At 63.1% G+C, this 16,417-nt stretch carries 11 protein-coding genes and 1 pseudogene; 3 read left to right on the top strand and 9 right to left on the bottom strand.

The annotated features are described in order from the left end of the window. The first annotated feature begins 375 nt into the window (after nucleotides 1-375). A complete protein-coding gene (locus BE0216_RS10175) occupies nucleotides 376-1,401 on the top strand; it encodes a LacI family DNA-binding transcriptional regulator (protein ID WP_094636569.1) in 1,026 nt (341 codons plus the stop codon). Between the two features lie 8 nt (nucleotides 1,402-1,409). On the opposite strand, the gene BE0216_RS10170 is transcribed toward BE0216_RS10175, so the two are convergent. The 4 genes from BE0216_RS10170 to BE0216_RS10155 form a co-directional block, all read right to left on the bottom strand. Beyond that, nucleotides 1,410-3,131 carry a glycoside hydrolase family 43 protein gene (locus BE0216_RS10170; RefSeq protein WP_094636568.1) on the bottom strand — a complete coding sequence of 574 codons (1,722 nt, stop codon included), beginning with the start codon at nucleotides 3,129-3,131 and terminating at the stop codon, nucleotides 1,410-1,412. Nucleotides 3,132-3,494: 363 nt separating this feature from the next. Next, nucleotides 3,495-4,841 (bottom strand): xylose isomerase, encoded by a 1,347-nt coding sequence (gene xylA / locus BE0216_RS10165; protein WP_094636567.1) that lies wholly within the window; start codon nucleotides 4,839-4,841, stop codon nucleotides 3,495-3,497. A 135-nt stretch (nucleotides 4,842-4,976) separates the two neighbouring features. Further along, entirely contained in the window at nucleotides 4,977-5,753 is a 777-nt protein-coding gene (locus BE0216_RS10160) for a hypothetical protein (protein ID WP_094636566.1), read from the bottom strand. 355 nt (nucleotides 5,754-6,108) lie between these two features. Further along, nucleotides 6,109-7,776, bottom strand: a complete 1,668-nt coding sequence (locus BE0216_RS10155) for a DEAD/DEAH box helicase (protein ID WP_404801833.1) — start codon at nucleotides 7,774-7,776, stop codon at nucleotides 6,109-6,111. Between the two features lie 391 nt (nucleotides 7,777-8,167). Here BE0216_RS10155 and ettA point away from each other — a divergent pair, with 391 nt between their 5' ends. Next, on the top strand, nucleotides 8,168-9,847 hold the full coding sequence (gene ettA, locus BE0216_RS10150) for an energy-dependent translational throttle protein EttA (RefSeq protein WP_072725767.1): 1,680 nt from the start codon (nucleotides 8,168-8,170) through the stop codon (nucleotides 9,845-9,847). Between the two features lie 368 nt (nucleotides 9,848-10,215). Further along, entirely contained in the window at nucleotides 10,216-11,121 is a 906-nt protein-coding gene (locus BE0216_RS10145; protein WP_094636565.1) for an acyl-CoA thioesterase, read from the top strand. Nucleotides 11,122-11,128: 7 nt separating this feature from the next. Here BE0216_RS10145 and BE0216_RS10140 read toward each other — a convergent pair whose 3' ends face one another. From BE0216_RS10140 to tilS, 5 genes and pseudogenes are all read right to left on the bottom strand, one after another. Next, nucleotides 11,129-11,665: a DUF3180 domain-containing protein gene (locus tag BE0216_RS10140; RefSeq protein WP_094636564.1), complete on the bottom strand. Its 537-nt coding sequence runs from the start codon at nucleotides 11,663-11,665 to the stop codon at nucleotides 11,129-11,131. A gap of 79 nt (nucleotides 11,666-11,744) precedes the next feature. Further along, nucleotides 11,745-12,236 (bottom strand): annotated as a pseudogene (locus tag BE0216_RS12025) (2-amino-4-hydroxy-6-hydroxymethyldihydropteridine diphosphokinase); the annotation flags it as partial. A 368-nt stretch (nucleotides 12,237-12,604) separates the two neighbouring features. Continuing rightward, nucleotides 12,605-14,713 carry an ATP-dependent zinc metalloprotease FtsH gene (gene ftsH / locus BE0216_RS10130; protein ID WP_094636563.1) on the bottom strand — a complete coding sequence of 703 codons (2,109 nt, stop codon included), beginning with the start codon at nucleotides 14,711-14,713 and terminating at the stop codon, nucleotides 12,605-12,607. After that, nucleotides 14,710-15,273, bottom strand: coding sequence for a hypoxanthine phosphoribosyltransferase (gene hpt / locus BE0216_RS10125; RefSeq protein ID WP_094636562.1), 564 nt, complete (start codon nucleotides 15,271-15,273; stop codon nucleotides 14,710-14,712). The genes ftsH and hpt overlap by 4 nt, the downstream gene beginning before the upstream one ends. Continuing rightward, nucleotides 15,260-16,414 (bottom strand): tRNA lysidine(34) synthetase TilS, encoded by a 1,155-nt coding sequence (gene tilS / locus BE0216_RS10120; protein WP_094636561.1) that lies wholly within the window; start codon nucleotides 16,412-16,414, stop codon nucleotides 15,260-15,262. The genes hpt and tilS overlap by 14 nt, the downstream gene beginning before the upstream one ends. Between the last annotated feature and the right edge of the window lie 3 nt (nucleotides 16,415-16,417).

The following is a 16,417-nucleotide window of genomic DNA, read 5'->3' as shown; positions in this document are numbered from 1 at the left end:
CACGTATCCACAACGAAAGTTTTCGACAGATGTATTTCACATCACACGAAGAAGCCGCATCTGAAACAGCTTTTCGAAATATGTGCCATCGCCTTCTCTGGCTTGCGACACATGATTTTCAGTAGTTCTCCTTCGAACTCGTTCAATATATCTTATCGAAAACTTTGACTTTTTTTCGTCGATACTTACGATAACACCATTTGATTAAATGGTCAAACTAACTAAGACGACTCTATTGTAGAAAACCTGATAAATAGAGTATTTTCAACAAAAAGACACCTATAAAAATATGTCGCATCGCCTCAATCGGCGTGTCGACACCATTATCGAAACTTTCGTGATAGACTCGTTGCAACATCAGCGAAGGAGCCTACAATGAGCGCTACCTCACCGAATCAGGTCAGCAAACGCGTGCAATTGTCCGATATCGCCGCTCAGACAGGAGTCTCCTTGGCGACCGTTTCCAAAGTGCTCAACGGCAGAGCTGACGTCTCTGCGAAAACAAGAGCGAAAGTCACCGAAGCTTTGCAGTCCAACGGATACACCCGACGTCACGCAGCCATCAAACAGCAACGGCTAATTGAGGTGGTGTTCGAAGACGTTGAAACGGTCTGGGCCCTGGAAGTCCTCCGAGGTGTTCTCGCCGAGGCCAAACAACATGATCTCAGCGTCACTGTCACCGAAGGCGGCACCAAACAACACCCCGACCCCTCATGGCTCGACGGCATGCTTCGCCGCCAACCGCTTGGCGCAATCCTTGTGTTCTCCAATCTGTCCAAAACGGAACGCACCAAACTCAAGGCCCGCAACATCCCCTTCGTGGTGTTTGATCCTTCCGGAGATCCTTCCGCCGACAGTCTGTCGGTGCAGGCCGACAACTGGACCGGCGGCGTCATCGCAACACGCCATCTGCTTTCTTTGGGACATACCCACATCGGCATCGTCACTGGACCGGATTACATGATGTGCTCGCGCGCACGTCTGGATGGATACTCGTCCGCACTGGCGGAGAAAGGCATATCCGTGGATCCGGCACTGGTCACCGAGGGTGATTTCACCACTCCCAGCGGATACGCGCAAGCCATGGCAATGCTTGAGAACCCCGACACCCGCCCCACCGCCATATTCGCAGGCAACGATCTTCAGGCCATGGGCGTCTATGAGGCGGCACGGCAACTCGGATTGCGCATTCCAGAGGATCTTTCCGTCGTCGGGTTCGATGACGTGCAGACCGCCGCGTTCATGGGCCCCGCGCTCACCACCGTCCGCCAACCGCTACAAGAGATGGCAGGTGTCGCCACGCGCATGCTGATACAAGCCACACAGGGAGAAACACCGTCAAGCGTGATCCTGCCCACCAGTCTGATCGTCCGCAACAGCACGCGGGCGCTGAACGGCTGAACACGCAATCATACGCCGGCCAGACATCCCACGAAGCCGCCCGACCACTCGGTGCTGAGGAATCTCGCATCGAAGGAGGTGAGCACGGTGGCGTTGTGCGGCAGGCCCTGCCCCACACGCAACGGCAACGACGGGCAGGCGAAGCCGAACTCCGAGCCAGAATCTTCCGAGGCGGTGAGGCACGACACCATGTTGCCATACAGCCGAACGCCAATCCACGCCGCATCCTTCGACATCTTATACGAGGTCGCGGTGCTTACGCCGGCGGATAGCGTCTCGCAATGCAGCATCCCATTCTCAACATGGATGAGAACATGGTTCCGTGAATCCTGGAACAGCATTAGTGACGAGTCGGCATCGCGCGAGCCGCGACACATTGCGGTGTAGTCATAGTCGTTCACGCGCACGAACCGTTTGCCGGGAGCCTTGCCGATGGTCAGCGTCTCACTGATTGCCGAAGGGACCACATGGACCTCCTCCGCACGGTCGTCCTCTGTTGGAGACGGACAGCTCCCTGGAATCTCTACGGTCTGCGGCAGGCGGCCGGTTCCATTCGCGAGTACCGGCCATCCCGGATCACTGGCGTCGCGGCCCGCTGACGGATCGCCTCCGGCGGAGAGTTTCCAGTTCGCCGGATCATGCCGCCACTCCACCGGAGCCACGAAAGTCTCCCGACCGAAGTAGCTCAGCAGCTCCCTTTCGTCCGCTCCCGCGGTCTGGCGCACACCCAAGCAGGTGAGCCACCAGCCGAACTCGGGATGATGCAGCAGATCGGCATGGCCGACGCATTGCACCGACTCGGACAGGCCCAAGTGCCTATGAGTGAGGAAGGGGTTCTTCTTGTCGGGATGGAATAGTCGGTGGTATTCACCGACCGCGGAACGCTCGTCGTCACGCCCGGCATCGGCCCACACCGCCGCGCCCCCGTTCGCATCATCACGGAACGCGTGCAACGCGGAGGCGAATCCTTCGGGCGCGTGCACGCGCATCATCATCTCGCTATGGTCGAAGCTGGTACCGCCCTCGGCCGTCATCAGATATAGATAATCGCCGATGCGGTACAGATGCGGCCCTTCGGCCCACACCGCCTCGATTCCGTAGCCGTGCCAGATCACGGTTTTGCCGTAGTCGCCATGCGAATCGGAGCTCTCCTCCAGCCGCCATGTTTCAGGATCGATGCGCTGCGTCCAGATCTCGGTCTGCCCCTCCCATTGAGGATGCGGTGCCGGGCGCGTCTGCGTCCACCATACCGTGCCGTCGATGTCCTCGAATACATCCGGATCGATGCCCTCCGCGCCGGCGATCCAATAGGGCCCCTCCCACGGCCCCTCCACCGTGTCCGCGGTGATGATGAAGTTGCCTTGCGCGGCCTGAATCTCATCCAACACCGCCTGCGGCACTCCGGCCTTGGCGGCGGCGTCGCGATTCAGGCGGGCGACGGTGCATGCGATCACGTATTTGCCACCGATATGCCGCAGGGTGGGCGCGTATACACCGCCGGAATCCTCCATAAAGCCAAGCAGCAGACGATTGGCCATCGTCTCGTCGACCGCGTGCGAAACGAGACGCCAATGCGCCAGATCGGACGAGGCATGGATCGGTAGTCCGGGCACAAGTTCGAACGACGAGTTGACCAGAAAAACCTCGCCTCTCGTCTCGTCCCATATCCAGCTGGGATCGGGATACATGCCGGCCAGAACCGGATTAGAGAAGGTCATGGTGTCGCTCATATAGCCCGCCTGACGATATATGCGGCCGTTTCTTCACGCAATATCGCGTGAGGCCGCAGATTGAAAGTTTCGAAGCCCTAATACTGGAAAACCGCCCGCGGCTAAGGCTACGGACGGTTTTCCGGTTTGGAAGGAAAAGAAGGAGATGGAAGAATGTGCGCCGGTCGGCGAACCATCTGTTGTTCACCGACCGGCTGTTCAGTTATCAGCCCGATCACAGCTTTACACTGCGATCATCGCTCAGAGATTCACTCACGCATTGTCCCGCAATTGCGGAGCGCTGCGCGCGCTCAGCGTTCGCTCGGCTTCGGCTACCGCCTCAGCCTCACCCAACGCTACCCGAAAGCCCACAGGGCTTTCGGCTCACGCGTTGGCAAGAGTTTCGAGCATGTAGTTGTTGATCGTGGCCTTGATGGACTCAAGGTGATCGGACTTGGTCGCGGCGATGAGCTCGGACTGCGGCTTGTCGAGGCTGTAGGTCTCGAGGTCGGCCAGGGTGACCTTGCCCTCGTCGATGTCCTTGCCGATGCCGGAATCGTAGGAGCTGTAACGCTCGGCCTGCAGGTTCTGGATGAACTTGTCCTGATGCATCTTGTCGGCGATGAGCAGACCGGCGGCGAAGGTGTCCATGCCGGCGATGTGCGAGCGGAACAGATCCTCGGCGTAGAAGGAGGTACGACGCGGCTTGGCGTCGAAGTTCAGGCCGCCCTTGGGGCCGATGGAGCCTTCGTCGAGCACCTCCCACATCACGGTGGTGGTCTCGTACAGGTCGGTCGGGAACTCGTCCATATCCCAGCCGATGAGCTTGTCGCCCTGGTTGGCGTCCAGCGAGCCGAGCACGCCGGCCTCACGGGCGGTGCGGATCTCGTGCTGGTAGGTGTGGCCGGCCAGGTTGGCGTGGTTGCCCTCGAGGTTGAGCTTCATGAAGTCGATGTCGTAGGTCTTCAGGAAGGCGATGGCGGTGGCGGCATCGAAGTCGTACTGGTGCATCGTGGGTTCCTTGGCCTTCGGCTCGATCAGGAACTGGGCGTCCAGGCCGATCTCCTTGGCGTACTCATGGCACATGTGGAAGAACTGGGCCATGTGGGCCTGCTCGCGCTGCATCTGCGTGTTCCACAGGTTCTCGTAGCCTTCGCGGCCGCCCCAGAACACGTAGTTCTCGGCACCCAGACGCTTGGCGATTTCGAGGGAGTGCTTCAGCTGGCCGCCGGAGTAGGCGTAGATGTCGGCGAACGGCGAGGTGGAGGCGCCGGAGACGAAGCGCGGGTTGGTGAACAGGGAGGAGGTGTTCCACAGCAGCTTGACGCCGGTGGACTTCATATTCTCCTCGATCTTGTCCACGACCTTGTCGAGGTTGGCGTTGGTCTCGCGCAGGGTGTCGCCTTCGGGGGCGATGTCGCGATCATGGAAGCAGAAGAACTCGGCGCCGAGCTTGGTGAAGAACTCGAAGGCGTAGTCCACCTTGGCGAGGGCCTCGTCCATCGGGTTGGAGTACTTGCCGTACCACGGACGATGCGAGGTGCCGGTGCCGAACGGATCGACCAGCTCCTGATCGAAGGTGTGCCACCAAGCGACGCCGAAACGCATCCAGTCCTTCATCTTCTTGCCGGCGACGACCTTGTCGGCGTCATAGTAATGGAAGGCGAGGCCCTCCTGCGGACCCTGCTCGCGGCCGACGTACTCGATCTTGTCGATATCCCACAGACCCATTTAGGGGCTCCTTTGCAGTAGCGGTTGCTAAAACTTACAAACACATAATAAAACGAGCTAACTTAGTTTGTCAAATGATTTAATTTACTGATGCGTGTCCTGCGTGTCGCCTTGGAATTATTGGGATTCAGGCACTCACATCAGGCCGCGGGAAAGCTTGGTCCAGATGGTTTCGACGCCGTGGGTGCGCTCGTAGTCGCGCAGCGCGTCATACCTCACATGGCGCCCCGCGTCCCGGCCATGGAAGAACCGCACCAGATCGGCGAACTGCGGCTGTCGCACGTTCAACAACTGGCAGAACCGCACATGCGCGCGATTCGCCTCCCCTCGGCGCGATATATGCAACGGCTCACCCACCAGACGCCACACCCCATGGGACATGGCGATCCGCGCGACCAGCGCGCCGCCACGCACGCCGTCGAGTTCGCCCGCCAGCCGACGATCCCTCACCTCATACAGCTGATCCGAGGCCAGATCCTCCAACATCAGCGTGCCGCGGACGGCATCGGCGTCCAATATCGTGAACCACGACGCGCGGTTCGAGGCCGAGACGCGACGCATATTCGCATACTCGCTCCTGTCGATGTCGCGGGTCACGTCGAAGCGGTAGCGGGCGGCGAGATCGAAAGGCGTCTCGCCCTGCTCGTCAATCTCGCAGTCGAATGCGAACCATTCCTCGAACGCACACCGCATACGCGACGAGGCGTCGCCGTCCGATCCAAGGCCAGAGCCGATGGTCGGGCCGATATTCGCCCAGAGCAGGAAATCACGCCAGGCATCGCCGTACAACGCGAGATCCGCACGTTGGAACAATACCGCTATGGCATGCGGGGTCATCATCGCGGGCAGCGCCTCCCGCGAATCCTCCGCACGGTTCGAATCGATGGCGTCGGCGCATACGGACATGGTCATGGTCGTTCCCTTCCGAACGTGCGGACGGCTTCGTTACCGTCCGTCGGACCGCCACCATAAGACAGTTCCGCCAACCGGCGCAACCACCCTCGAAAAGCTGGGGATGGCGGTGGATAACTTCCCTCTTTCCACCGTTGCGCACACTGTGAAAGACGCCCCAGCCGCAACAGACCGACACGACCTCAGGACGGCGCATCGCTTCGGCACCGCCACGCCTTATAGCAAAAGGCCGACGGCGGGAAGCCATCGGCCATGAGATGCGATATCGGCTCACGCACGAGCGCGCACGCAATCCAAAATCATCGTACTGGATGCCGGAGCAAGGCGATATCGGCCCATGCGCGGGCGCGTGCGATCAGCGACCGGCGCGGAAGGGTGCGGCGGCGCGCTTGCCGGAGCGCGACGAGCGGAATCCGGCGGCGGAACGACGGCCGCCCCGCCCGTTTTCGCCGCGCGAATCACGCGAGTCACGTGAGCCGTGGGAGTCGGTGTTCCAATCGCTCCACTGCTGCGATCGCTTGCCTTCGCGGCGCTGCTCGGTACTTGCGGTGGACTTGCGGTTGTCATATTTGCCGACCTTGCCGCCAGCGGCGCGGTCGTCGCGCGACTTCAAACCCTCGGCGGAACGCTTGCGTTCGGCGCCGGACGTCTTGCGGTACTGTCCGCCGGCGTTCTTGCCGTACGAGCCGGACCCCTTGCGTCGGCGCGAACGGCCCGCGGAAGGATTGGTCACCGGAACGCTCAGCGTCCAGCCGTGCACCAGCGGCGCATGCTCGCCGACGAGCTCCTCAAGCACCGGCGAATTCGGGGTGATCGTCTCGCAACGCACCTGAATGCCGGCGCGACGCATCATCGAACGGGTGCCGCGCTCCTGGTTCGGCAGCACCAGCGTGACCACATCGCCCTTCTCGCCGGCGCGAGCGGTGCGGCCGGAACGATGCAGGAAGGACTTGGGATCCTCCGGCGGCTCGGTCTGCACCACCATCTCCACATCGCTCACGTCGATGCCGCGAGCGGCCACGTCGGTGGCGACCAGCACGCGCACCTCGCCGCTGGAGAACGCGGCCAGATTGCGGTCGCGCTGGTTCTGGTTGAGATTGCCCTGCAGGTCGACCGCGGGAATGCCCTGGTCGACGAGCTTCTTGGCCATGTTCTTGGCCTGGAATTTGGTGCGGGTGAACAGGATGCGCTTGCCCTTGCCGGAGGCGAGCTCGCGGATCACCTCATGCTTGTTGCCCTGGGAGACGGCGAACACGTGATGGGTCATGGTGTCGACCTGCGCGTCGGCATCGTCGACCGCATGCACGCGTGCGTCGGTGAGGAAGCGCTTGACCACCTTGTCGACGCCGTGATCGAGCGTGGCGGAGAACAGCATGCGCTGGCCGTCGGCGTCCACCTGTTCGAGCAGGCGGGTGACCGCGGGCAGGAAGCCCATGTCGGCCATCTCATCGGCCTCGTCAAGCACGGTGATCTCCACGGATTCGAGCGAAAGCGCGTTCTGGCGCAGCAGATCCTCGAGTCGGCCTGGGCAGGCGACGATGATGTCGGCACCGTCGCGCAGCTCGGCGATCTGACGGCTGTATTTGACGCCGCCGTAGATGGTGGCGGTGCTCATGCCGTAGGCGTCGGCGAGCGGGCGGATCACCTCGTCGATCTGGTTGACCAGTTCGCGGGTGGGGGCCAGCACCAGGCCGCGGGGGTGGGGCAGCATCGCCTTGCGACGCGCGTCGTTGTCTTTGATATTGCGCAGCTGTTCGAATTCCTGCATGGCCAGTTCGGTCACGCTGGTCTCGTCGTTCAGACGGGCGACCAGCGGAATCGCGAAGGCGAGCGTTTTGCCGGAACCGGTGCGGCCACGGCCGAGCAGATCGCGGCCCGACAGCGAATCGGCCAGAGTGTCGGCCTGGATGGGAAACGCGGTGGTTTTACCGTCGGTGGCAAGCACGCGCACCAGCGGCTGGGGAACGCCCAACTCGGCGAAGGTTTTCGCGGGGGCGTCGACGGCGTTCAGATCTCCGGAAATGGTCGCGGCGTTGTTGGAGAAGTCAGCGGAATAATCCTCGCGCGCCTTCGGCGAACGCGAACGGTCACGGGAGAAATCCTTGGAATACGAACGGGAATCCGCTCCCTTGGAGCGCGATCCGTACCGTGAGCCGGAGCGTGAACCGGCATGCGAAACTGACTTGGAATGGGAATGGTAATTCGGCACAATAGCCTTTCAGACTTCGAAGCCGATTACTTGTATCTTCTTTTCACCTGCGGCTTCGTAACAGACACTTCACTCTTTCAGCACCGCTCGACATCGGTGTGTCGCACTTCGCCGCCCGACGAAGCGCGCACGCCCACGTAGACCCCTCAGGGAATAATAGGTGATGTTTTATGACCGAAACCCATTCCAAGAGAACGGAACAACGTTGGCTGAATTCGTATATCAGATGATCAAGGCGCGCAAGGCCTTCGGCGACCGCGTGATCCTCGACGACGTGACCCTGAGCTTCCTGCCGGGCGCGAAGATCGGCGTGGTGGGCCCCAACGGCATGGGCAAGTCCACACTGCTCAAAATCATGGCCGGCATCGAAACCGTGAGCAACGGCGAGGCATCCCTCACCCCCGGCTTCACGGTCGGCATCCTGCAGCAGGAGCCGCCGCTGGACGACACCAAAACCGTGGGCGAGAACATCAAGATGGCCTTCGGCGAGATCGCCCAGAAGGTGGCGCGCTTCAACGAAATCGGCGAGGAGATGGCGAATCCCGACGCCGACTTCGACGCGCTAATGGACGAGATGGGCAAGCTGCAGAACGACATCGACGCCGCGGACGGCTGGGATCTCGACTCACAGCTCGAGCAGGCGATGGACGCGCTGCAGTGCCCCGACCCGGACACTCCGGTGAACGTGTGCTCCGGTGGCGAGCGCCGCCGTGTGGCCCTGTGCAAGCTGCTGCTCGAGGCTCCCGACCTGCTGCTGCTCGACGAGCCCACCAACCATCTGGACGCCGAGTCGATCCTGTGGCTGGAGCAGTTCCTGCACCAGTACAAGGGTGCCGTCATCGCCGTCACCCACGACCGCTACTTCATGGACAATGTGGCCGAGTGGATCTGCGAGGTCGACCGCGGCCACCTCTACCCCTACAAGGGCAACTACACCACCTATCTGGAGACCAAGGCGAAGCGTATGGAGATCCAAGGCGCCAAGGACGCCAAGCTCGCCAAGCGTCTGAAGGACGAGCTCGACTGGGTGCGCTCCTCCCCCAAGGCCCGCCAGGCCAAGAACAAGGCCCGTCTGGAGCGTTACGACCAGATGGAGCAGGAGGCGCGCAACAACAAGAAGCTCGACTTCTCCGAGATCCAGATTCCGGCCGGCCCCCGTCTGGGCTCCATGGTGCTCGAGGCCAACCATATCCACAAGGCCTTCGGCGACCGCGTGCTCATCGACGATCTGAGCTTCACGCTGCCGCGCAACGGCATCGTCGGCGTGATCGGCCCCAACGGCGTGGGCAAGTCCACGCTGTTCAAGACGATCGTCGGCCTGGAGCCGCTCTCCGGCGGCGAACTGAAGGTCGGCGAAACCGTGAAAATCAGCTACGTGGACCAGAACCGCGCCGGCCTCGACCCGAACAAGAACCTGTGGGAGGCCGTCTCCGACGGTCTCGACTTCATCGAGGTCGCCGGCGTCGAGGTGCCGACCCGCGCCTATGTGGCGAGCTTCGGATTCAAGGGCTCCGACCAGCAGAAGCTCACGGGCGTGCTCTCCGGCGGCGAGCGCAACCGTCTGAATCTGGCGCTGACCCTCAAGCAGGGCGGCAATCTGCTGCTGCTCGACGAACCCACCAACGATCTGGACGTCGAGACGCTGGAAAGCCTTGAGAACGCGCTGATCCAGTTCCCCGGCTGCGCCGTGGTCGTCTCCCACGACCGTTGGTTCCTCGACCGCGTCGCCACGCATATCCTCGCGTGGGAGGGCGATGACGAGAATCCGGCCCGCTGGTACTGGTTCGAGGGCAACTTCCAGTCCTATCAGGAGAACAAGGTGGAGCGTCTGGGCGAGGAAGCGTCGCGCCCGCACCGTCTGCACCGCAAGCTGACCCGCGTCTGACCGTTGTGTCGACCGGCTTTCGATCCGAAGCCGTAAGCCGAGAGCCGAAGAACGCAAAACAGGCCGCCGGAACCATCGTTCCGACGGCCTTTGCATATCCGTCACCCGTCACAGCCCCACCCTCACACACCGCAGGATTCGACGGACCGGCGCTTCCGGCACGACGCGTACGCATGACGGGAGCACGGCGAAGCTAGGAAACATGCGCGTCGGGGCAAGCATGCACGGCAGAGTGGAGCACCCTCGAATGACGGATTATGATGATTCGTTACATTCCCTGACGAATACGGTTACTTACGGACGCTAAACTGCTCAGCAGGATTGAACACCACCGGCGCTCCCAGCGCGCTCCAAGAATCGAGGAGATTATGACCGATACCGCCACGACCACACCTCTGGACCATCTGGTGAACGTGCTGCGGTTGGGAAGGCCCTCCGATTACCGCAACCACACGTACGTCAACGGCGAAAGCCTCTACTTCCCCACCGGCCGCGTCTACGGCGGCCAGGTGATCGCGCAGGCGATGATGGCCGCGGCGAAAACCGTCTCTCCGAGCCGCCTGCCGCATTCGATCCACGGCTACTTCATCGCGGCCGGCGACATCCGCCAGGATCTGCTGTTCGACGTCGAAACGCTGCGCGACGGCCGCTCGTTCTCCGCGAGGCGGGTGAACGTGACGCAGGCCGAGGGGCCGATCCTCACCGCGATCGCCAGCTTCCAGGAGAGCGGACAGTCCGGCGTGGAATTCGCCGATCCCATGCCCGCCGACGTTCCGGCACCCGAAACCCTGACCAGCGCCAAGGAGCTCATGGCCCCGTACGCCGAGCATTCCCCGTTCGCGAACTATTACGCGCAAAAGTCACCGTTCGACATCCGTCACGTGACGCCCACGATCATGCTGGGTGCCGACAATGAGTCCGCGAAGCGTGATTCCGGCAAGCAGATGGTGTGGATGAAGGTGGACGGCACGGCGGACGCGCCGCAGGTGATGCATCGCGCGATCCTCGCGATGGAATGCGACCAGGTGATGATGGAGCCGGTGCTGCGCCGCGCCGGATTGAGCATCTCCACGCCGGGCATCTCCTACGCCTCGATCGACCATTCGATGTGGTGGTACCGCGATATCGACATCAACCAGTGGCATCTGTACGTGCAGGACACGCCGACCGCCGCGCACGGCCGCGGCCTGGGCACGGCGAAGGTCTATTCGCGCGATGGCGAGCTGGTGGCGGCGATGGCCCAGGAGGCCATGATCCGCGTTCCGCAGCAGTAATACGCCGTCAGTCGGCGGATTTGGAGACGGCACCGGCCATCCGGCGGTCTCTGGCCGCCTTCTTCATTTTGGGATGCTCCGCGCCTTCGGTGGGAGGCAACTGGCACAGCCACTCCCCCACGATGCCGATCACCATATCGGCCAGACAGACCACCACGGCGAACGCGCATTCGAGCACGACCTGCGTGTAATAGTCCGCCTCCATATGCGCGATGGACAGCAGCGCCTGGCCGCCATACCATCCGGCGAGCGCCGCGCCTGCGAGTCCCAAGGCTTTGGCCAGCACCAGCGTGTATACGGCCAGCGTGGGATTCACAAACGTGTTCGGCCGCTTACGGGGATCGGTGGTGGCGTATTTGTGCACCTGCAGGGCCAGCACGAGCACGATGATCCCCAACACGGCCAGCAGCACGGAAACGAACCAGGGCGCGCCGAGCAACGACGCGCCGGAACGCTCGTCGTAGACGGCGATGCCGGCGCCGCCCATCAGGCCGAGCACGATGGCGATCAGGTAATACCACCATGGGGTACGTCGTGCGTTCATATGTTCTCCTTCATTCCAACGCCGGCTCCCGTCTCCAAGGATGGGGCGGGCCGGCTGGAACCGACCGTCCGGCATGCGTTCAGTCGATCAATCCTTGCGCTCCGAGAATCCAATTGTCGCTGAGCATGCCAACGAATCCCGAGTCGGGGGCCATCGCCAGCAGGAAGGAGACCGGGTCGCCTCCCAATTCGGCGTTGGGATCCATATCGAGCCAAGGGGCCAGCACACCCGCATGTTCGCGGGCCGAGGGCCACGGCACGCGGCAGTCCGGCTCGTCGGAACGCACGCCTTCCATATCCACCAGATCCAGGTCCACCGCGCCCTCATGGGACGCCTCCACCGCGCCGAGCACGCTGATGAGTTCGCGCGCGCTCATCCGGGTGGTGATTTGGATGACGGCGGCCATCGCGTCCGGTCCGGTGACGCCGCTGACATGGTAGAGCGGCGAGATACCCTCCACCTGATTGCCGGGGATGCCGTCGATCGCGACGATCGCCGCGCGGAATATCGCTTCGGCCCGTGGGGAGACGCTGTCCAGGGAGATGACGGCTCTGCGGGAGACGACGGCCGCTCCGTCGTTCGGCAGACCGTTCTCACCGCTTTCGGTGGGGGTGGCGGCACGGGTGTCGAAGCCACGCGTCTGCGGGGACACGTCGCCGCCGTCGATACGGTCGATACGGTCGATACGGTCGCCGCCGTCAAAACCGTCGATGCCGTCGACCCGCACATCGACGTCATGCGCGAAGGCCACGAACCCGCCGTCGGCGTCACGCACGATAACGTCCACATGCGCACCCGAGGCGAGACGCTGCGCCTGCCGCGGGGTCAGACGCAGCGTCACCTCGGCGTCGAGTTCCTGATGTTCGGTATTCGTCACGATCTTCTCCCCATATGGCAGGGGGCCTGCCGCACGGCACGCCCCCTGGTTGTCGTCTGCGATCACTCGCCCGGCTTCATACCCACCGAGCGCTTGAGCGACTCGGGAATCTCGACCGGAGGTTTGTCCGAATCGGGTCGGCGCTCGTCGGAGAGCCACACCTCGCGCTTCGGTGCCTTCTTGATGTTCGCGAAAATCGCGGCCAGTTCCTTCTCGTTCAGAGTCTCCTTGACGAGCAGCTGCCGCACGAGTTCGTCGAGCACGTCGCGGTTGTCGTTGATGATGGTCCACGCCTCGGTGTGCGCGGTCTCCACCAGCTTCAGCACCTCGTCGTCGATGACCTCGGCGGTGCGGTCGGAATACTTGCGCGGGGCGAGTCCGTCCATCACCGTGGTCTGATCGTCGTCGTCCGCCCACTTGATCGCGCCGAGCTTGGCGGAGAAGCCGTATTCGACGACCATGGTGCGGGCGATCTTCGTCGCCTTCTCGATATCGTTCGAAGCGCCGGTGGTCGGATCGTGGAAGACGATCTCCTCGGCGGTGCGGCCACCCATCGCATAGGCCATCTGGTCGAGCAGCTGGTTGCGCGACTGCGAGTAGCGGTCGGCGGTGGGCATCACGGCCGTGTAGCCGAGCGCGCGGCCTCGCGGCAGAATCGTCACCTTGGTCACCGGATCGGTGTCGTTGAGCGCGGCCGCGACAAGCGCGTGGCCACCCTCATGGTAGGCGGTGTTGCGCAGCTCCTCGAGGGCCATGCCCTTCGACTGCTTCTTCGGACCGGCCTGCACACGGTCGATGGCCTCGTCGATGGCGCGGTTGTCGATGAGCTGTGCGCCGGCGCGGGCGCACAGCAGCGCGGCCTCGTTGAGCACGTTGGCCAAATCGGCGCCGGTGAAGCCCGGCGTACGCACGGCGATGGTGTGCAGGTCGACGTCCGGCACGAAGGGCTTGCCCTTGGCGTGCACCTTCAGAATCGCCTCGCGGCCTTCCAGATCGGGGGCGGCGACGCCCACCTGGCGGTCGAAGCGTCCCGGACGCAGCAGGGCCGGATCGAGCACATCGGGGCGGTTCGTGGCAGCGATGATGATGAGGTTGGTGTCGTTGTTGAAGCCGTCCATCTCGACGAGCAGCTGGTTGAGCGTCTGCTCGCGTTCGTCGTGGCCACCGCCCATGCCGGAGCCACGCTTGCGGCCGACGGCGTCGATCTCATCGATGAAGATGATGGCCGGGGCGTTCTTCTTCGCCTCTTCGAACAGGTCACGCACACGGGAGGCACCCAAACCGACGAACATCTCGACGAAGTCGGAGCCGGCCATCGAATAGAAGGGCACGCCGGCCTCACCTGCGATGGCGCGCGCGAGCAGCGTCTTGCCGGTGCCGGGAGGGCCGTACAACAGCACGCCGCGCGGGATGCGCGCGCCCAGCGCCTTGTACTTGGACGGATCCTTCAAAAAGTCCTTGATCTCCTCGACCTCGGCCACGGCCTCGTCCTCGCCGGCCACGTCGGCGAACTTGGTGGTCGGGGTCTGGCCTTCGAGCAGCTTGCCCGCGTTCTTCTTGCCCCCCATGCCGAACATGCCGGAGGCGCCGCCCATACGGCTCATCAGGAACCAGAACAGGCCGAAGATGATGAGGAAGGGCAGCAGTGAGGACAGCAGGTAGCTGACCACGCTGGTCTGCGCGATATTCGAGGTCCAACCCTTCGACAGGTTGGCCTCCTCGACCATCTGCGCCAGTTGGGAGCCCTGCGCGAAGGTGTAGTAGAACTGCACGTCCTTGCCGTAGTTCACCTCACGACCGGTGTCGGGGTCGGTTTTGGTGAAGTCGCTGCTCAGCTCCAACCGCACCTGCTGCCGGTTGTCGGTGATCTCGGCGTAGGTGGCCTGGCCGCTTTGGATCAGCTCGAAGCCGTCCTTGGTGTCGATGGTGCGGGTGCTGGAGCCGGCGAACATCTGGAACATGAGCACACTGAGCATCACCAGCACCACGCCCCACAGCCATGGCGACTGCCAGAAAGGCTTGGGTTCGTTGGAGTTGCCCCGCTTGTTGCCGTTGCCGTCGTTGTTTGCGCGGTTGAACGGGTTGGTGAACGGGTTGCCGTTATTGCGGTTGTTGCCGCCGTTGGGCGAATTCCCGTTGCCGGATTGGCCGGGTCCTTGAGGGAAGGTCATGCTTGTTCTCCTTGGTATACGGACGGCTTGAGCACCGCGATCGAGTCGAGGTTGCGGAATCGCTCGTCATAATCGAGACCGAATCCGACCACGAATTCGTCCGGAATCTCGTAGCCGCTGTATTTCACGTTCACGTCCACTTCGCGGCGCGAGGGCTTGCTCAGCAGCGCGAACACCTCGACCGAGGCGGCACCGCGCGATTTGAGCTCCTCGACCAGCCAGGCGAGCGTGCGTCCTGAATCCACAATATCCTCGACGATCAGAATGTGCCGGCCGCGAACATCGACGGACAGGTCCTGCCGCACGGTGACGGTGCCGCTCGACGTGACTCCCGCGCCATAGCTCGACAGGCTCATGAAGTCCATCTGGGCGGGGATGCTCATGGCTTGCGAGAAGGCGGCCAGCGTGTTCACGGCCCCCTTCAGCACCGCCACCAGCAACGGATCCTTGTCTCGGTAGTCGTCGCTTACGCGCGCCGCGGCCTGACGGATTATGGTATCAATCTGTTCCGCACTGACCAGCTCATGGTCAATGCACTCCTCCACATCAGCGATTCGCATGCGCTCCATCTTGGCACACACGAATGACGTGTTTCTTGCGGTTCGCTGAATATCCTCTGGGAAGCGCCACACCCCCCTGGCCATGCCAGTCGCCGACCAGCGCGTCGATGGCCTCGACCTGCTTCATGGAGCAGGCGATGCCGGCGCGGGACAGCGCGTGCGCGACCACACGCCTGCGGATCGCCGGATGCGCTTCGGCGAGCGCACGCGCGTCGAAACGCACCGCCTCGCCTTCGACGGCGTGCCAGATCACGCACCGCTGAGCCAACCGGTCGGCCAGATCGTCCAGACAGTCCCTGTCTAGGCGCGCCTGATTCGCCCCTTCGGCCAGATGCCCCACGATGTCGGCATCGGAGAATCGTTCGATATAGGGGATGAGATCATGGCGTACGCGTGAGCGCAACGGATAATCGCGGGGCAGTTCGGCGTCGCTTCGCGAAAGCACCGTCCGCTCGCCGCCCGCTTCCCCGTCGCCGTGCCCGCGTCTGACCGCGTCATCGCCGTTGGTCGGATCGTCCCAGTACTCCAGATCCAGATCCTCGCAGATGCCGGTGGTATCCGCGCGGGACATGGCCAGCCACGGCCGCAGGAAGGTGACGCCGCCGCGGTCGAAACGCGGGGGCATGCCGGCGAGCGCGTCCACACCGCCGGAGCGCAGCAACCCCATCAGCACGGTTTCGGCTTGGTCGTCGCGCGTATGGGCCAGCGCGACCACACTGCGGGGGGCGCATGAACGCGCCTCGTCGATCAATGCGGCATACCGCGCCTTGCGGGCGGCGGACTCCATGCCTTCGCCGTCGGGCGTCACCTCGACCGTACGCACGGATACCGGCGACAATCCCAGCGCACGGCAACGGTCGGCCGTCTCACGCGCCACCCGCGCCGAATCCGCCTGCAGGCCATGGTCGACGACCACGGCGCCGCAACGCAGTCCCAGCGAGGCGCACACCCGCAGCGCCACCGCGGCCAGAGCCGTCGAATCCCGGCCTCCGGAGCAGGCGACCAGCACGATGGGCGCGTCCGGATCCGGCTCGTGTTCGCCATGTTCGGCGAAGCGGGGCGATTGCAGGCCCAGTCCGGCCTGTTCCAGCGATGAACGCAGCAGGCCGATGGCGTGTCGCAGACGTGCGGAATACACCATGGC

The organism is Bifidobacterium eulemuris, assembly GCF_014898155.1.
In the GTDB taxonomy this organism is placed as follows: Bacteria; Actinomycetota; Actinomycetes; order Actinomycetales; family Bifidobacteriaceae; genus Bifidobacterium; species Bifidobacterium eulemuris.
Note: the sequence above shows the minus strand (reverse complement) of the source record. Positions and strands in the feature narration are given on the sequence as shown.

Excerpts from the sequence above, each read along its gene's own strand:
- BE0216_RS10170 (WP_094636568.1), bottom strand. The coding sequence starts at position 3,131 with ATGAGCGACACCATGACCTTCTCTAATCCGGTTCTGGCCGGCATGTAT.
- BE0216_RS10140 (WP_094636564.1), bottom strand. The coding sequence starts at position 11,665 with ATGAACGCACGACGTACCCCATGGTGGTATTACCTGATCGCCATCGTG.
- BE0216_RS10175 (WP_094636569.1), top strand. The coding sequence starts at position 376 with ATGAGCGCTACCTCACCGAATCAGGTCAGCAAACGCGTGCAATTGTCC.
- BE0216_RS10160 (WP_094636566.1), bottom strand. The coding sequence starts at position 5,753 with ATGACCATGTCCGTATGCGCCGACGCCATCGATTCGAACCGTGCGGAG.
- hpt (WP_094636562.1), bottom strand. The coding sequence starts at position 15,273 with ATGCGAATCGCTGATGTGGAGGAGTGCATTGACCATGAGCTGGTCAGT.
- tilS (WP_094636561.1), bottom strand. The coding sequence starts at position 16,414 with ATGGTGTATTCCGCACGTCTGCGACACGCCATCGGCCTGCTGCGTTCA.
- ftsH (WP_094636563.1), bottom strand. The coding sequence starts at position 14,713 with ATGACCTTCCCTCAAGGACCCGGCCAATCCGGCAACGGGAATTCGCCC.
- xylA (WP_094636567.1), bottom strand. The coding sequence starts at position 4,841 with ATGGGTCTGTGGGATATCGACAAGATCGAGTACGTCGGCCGCGAGCAG.
- BE0216_RS10145 (WP_094636565.1), top strand. The coding sequence starts at position 10,216 with ATGACCGATACCGCCACGACCACACCTCTGGACCATCTGGTGAACGTG.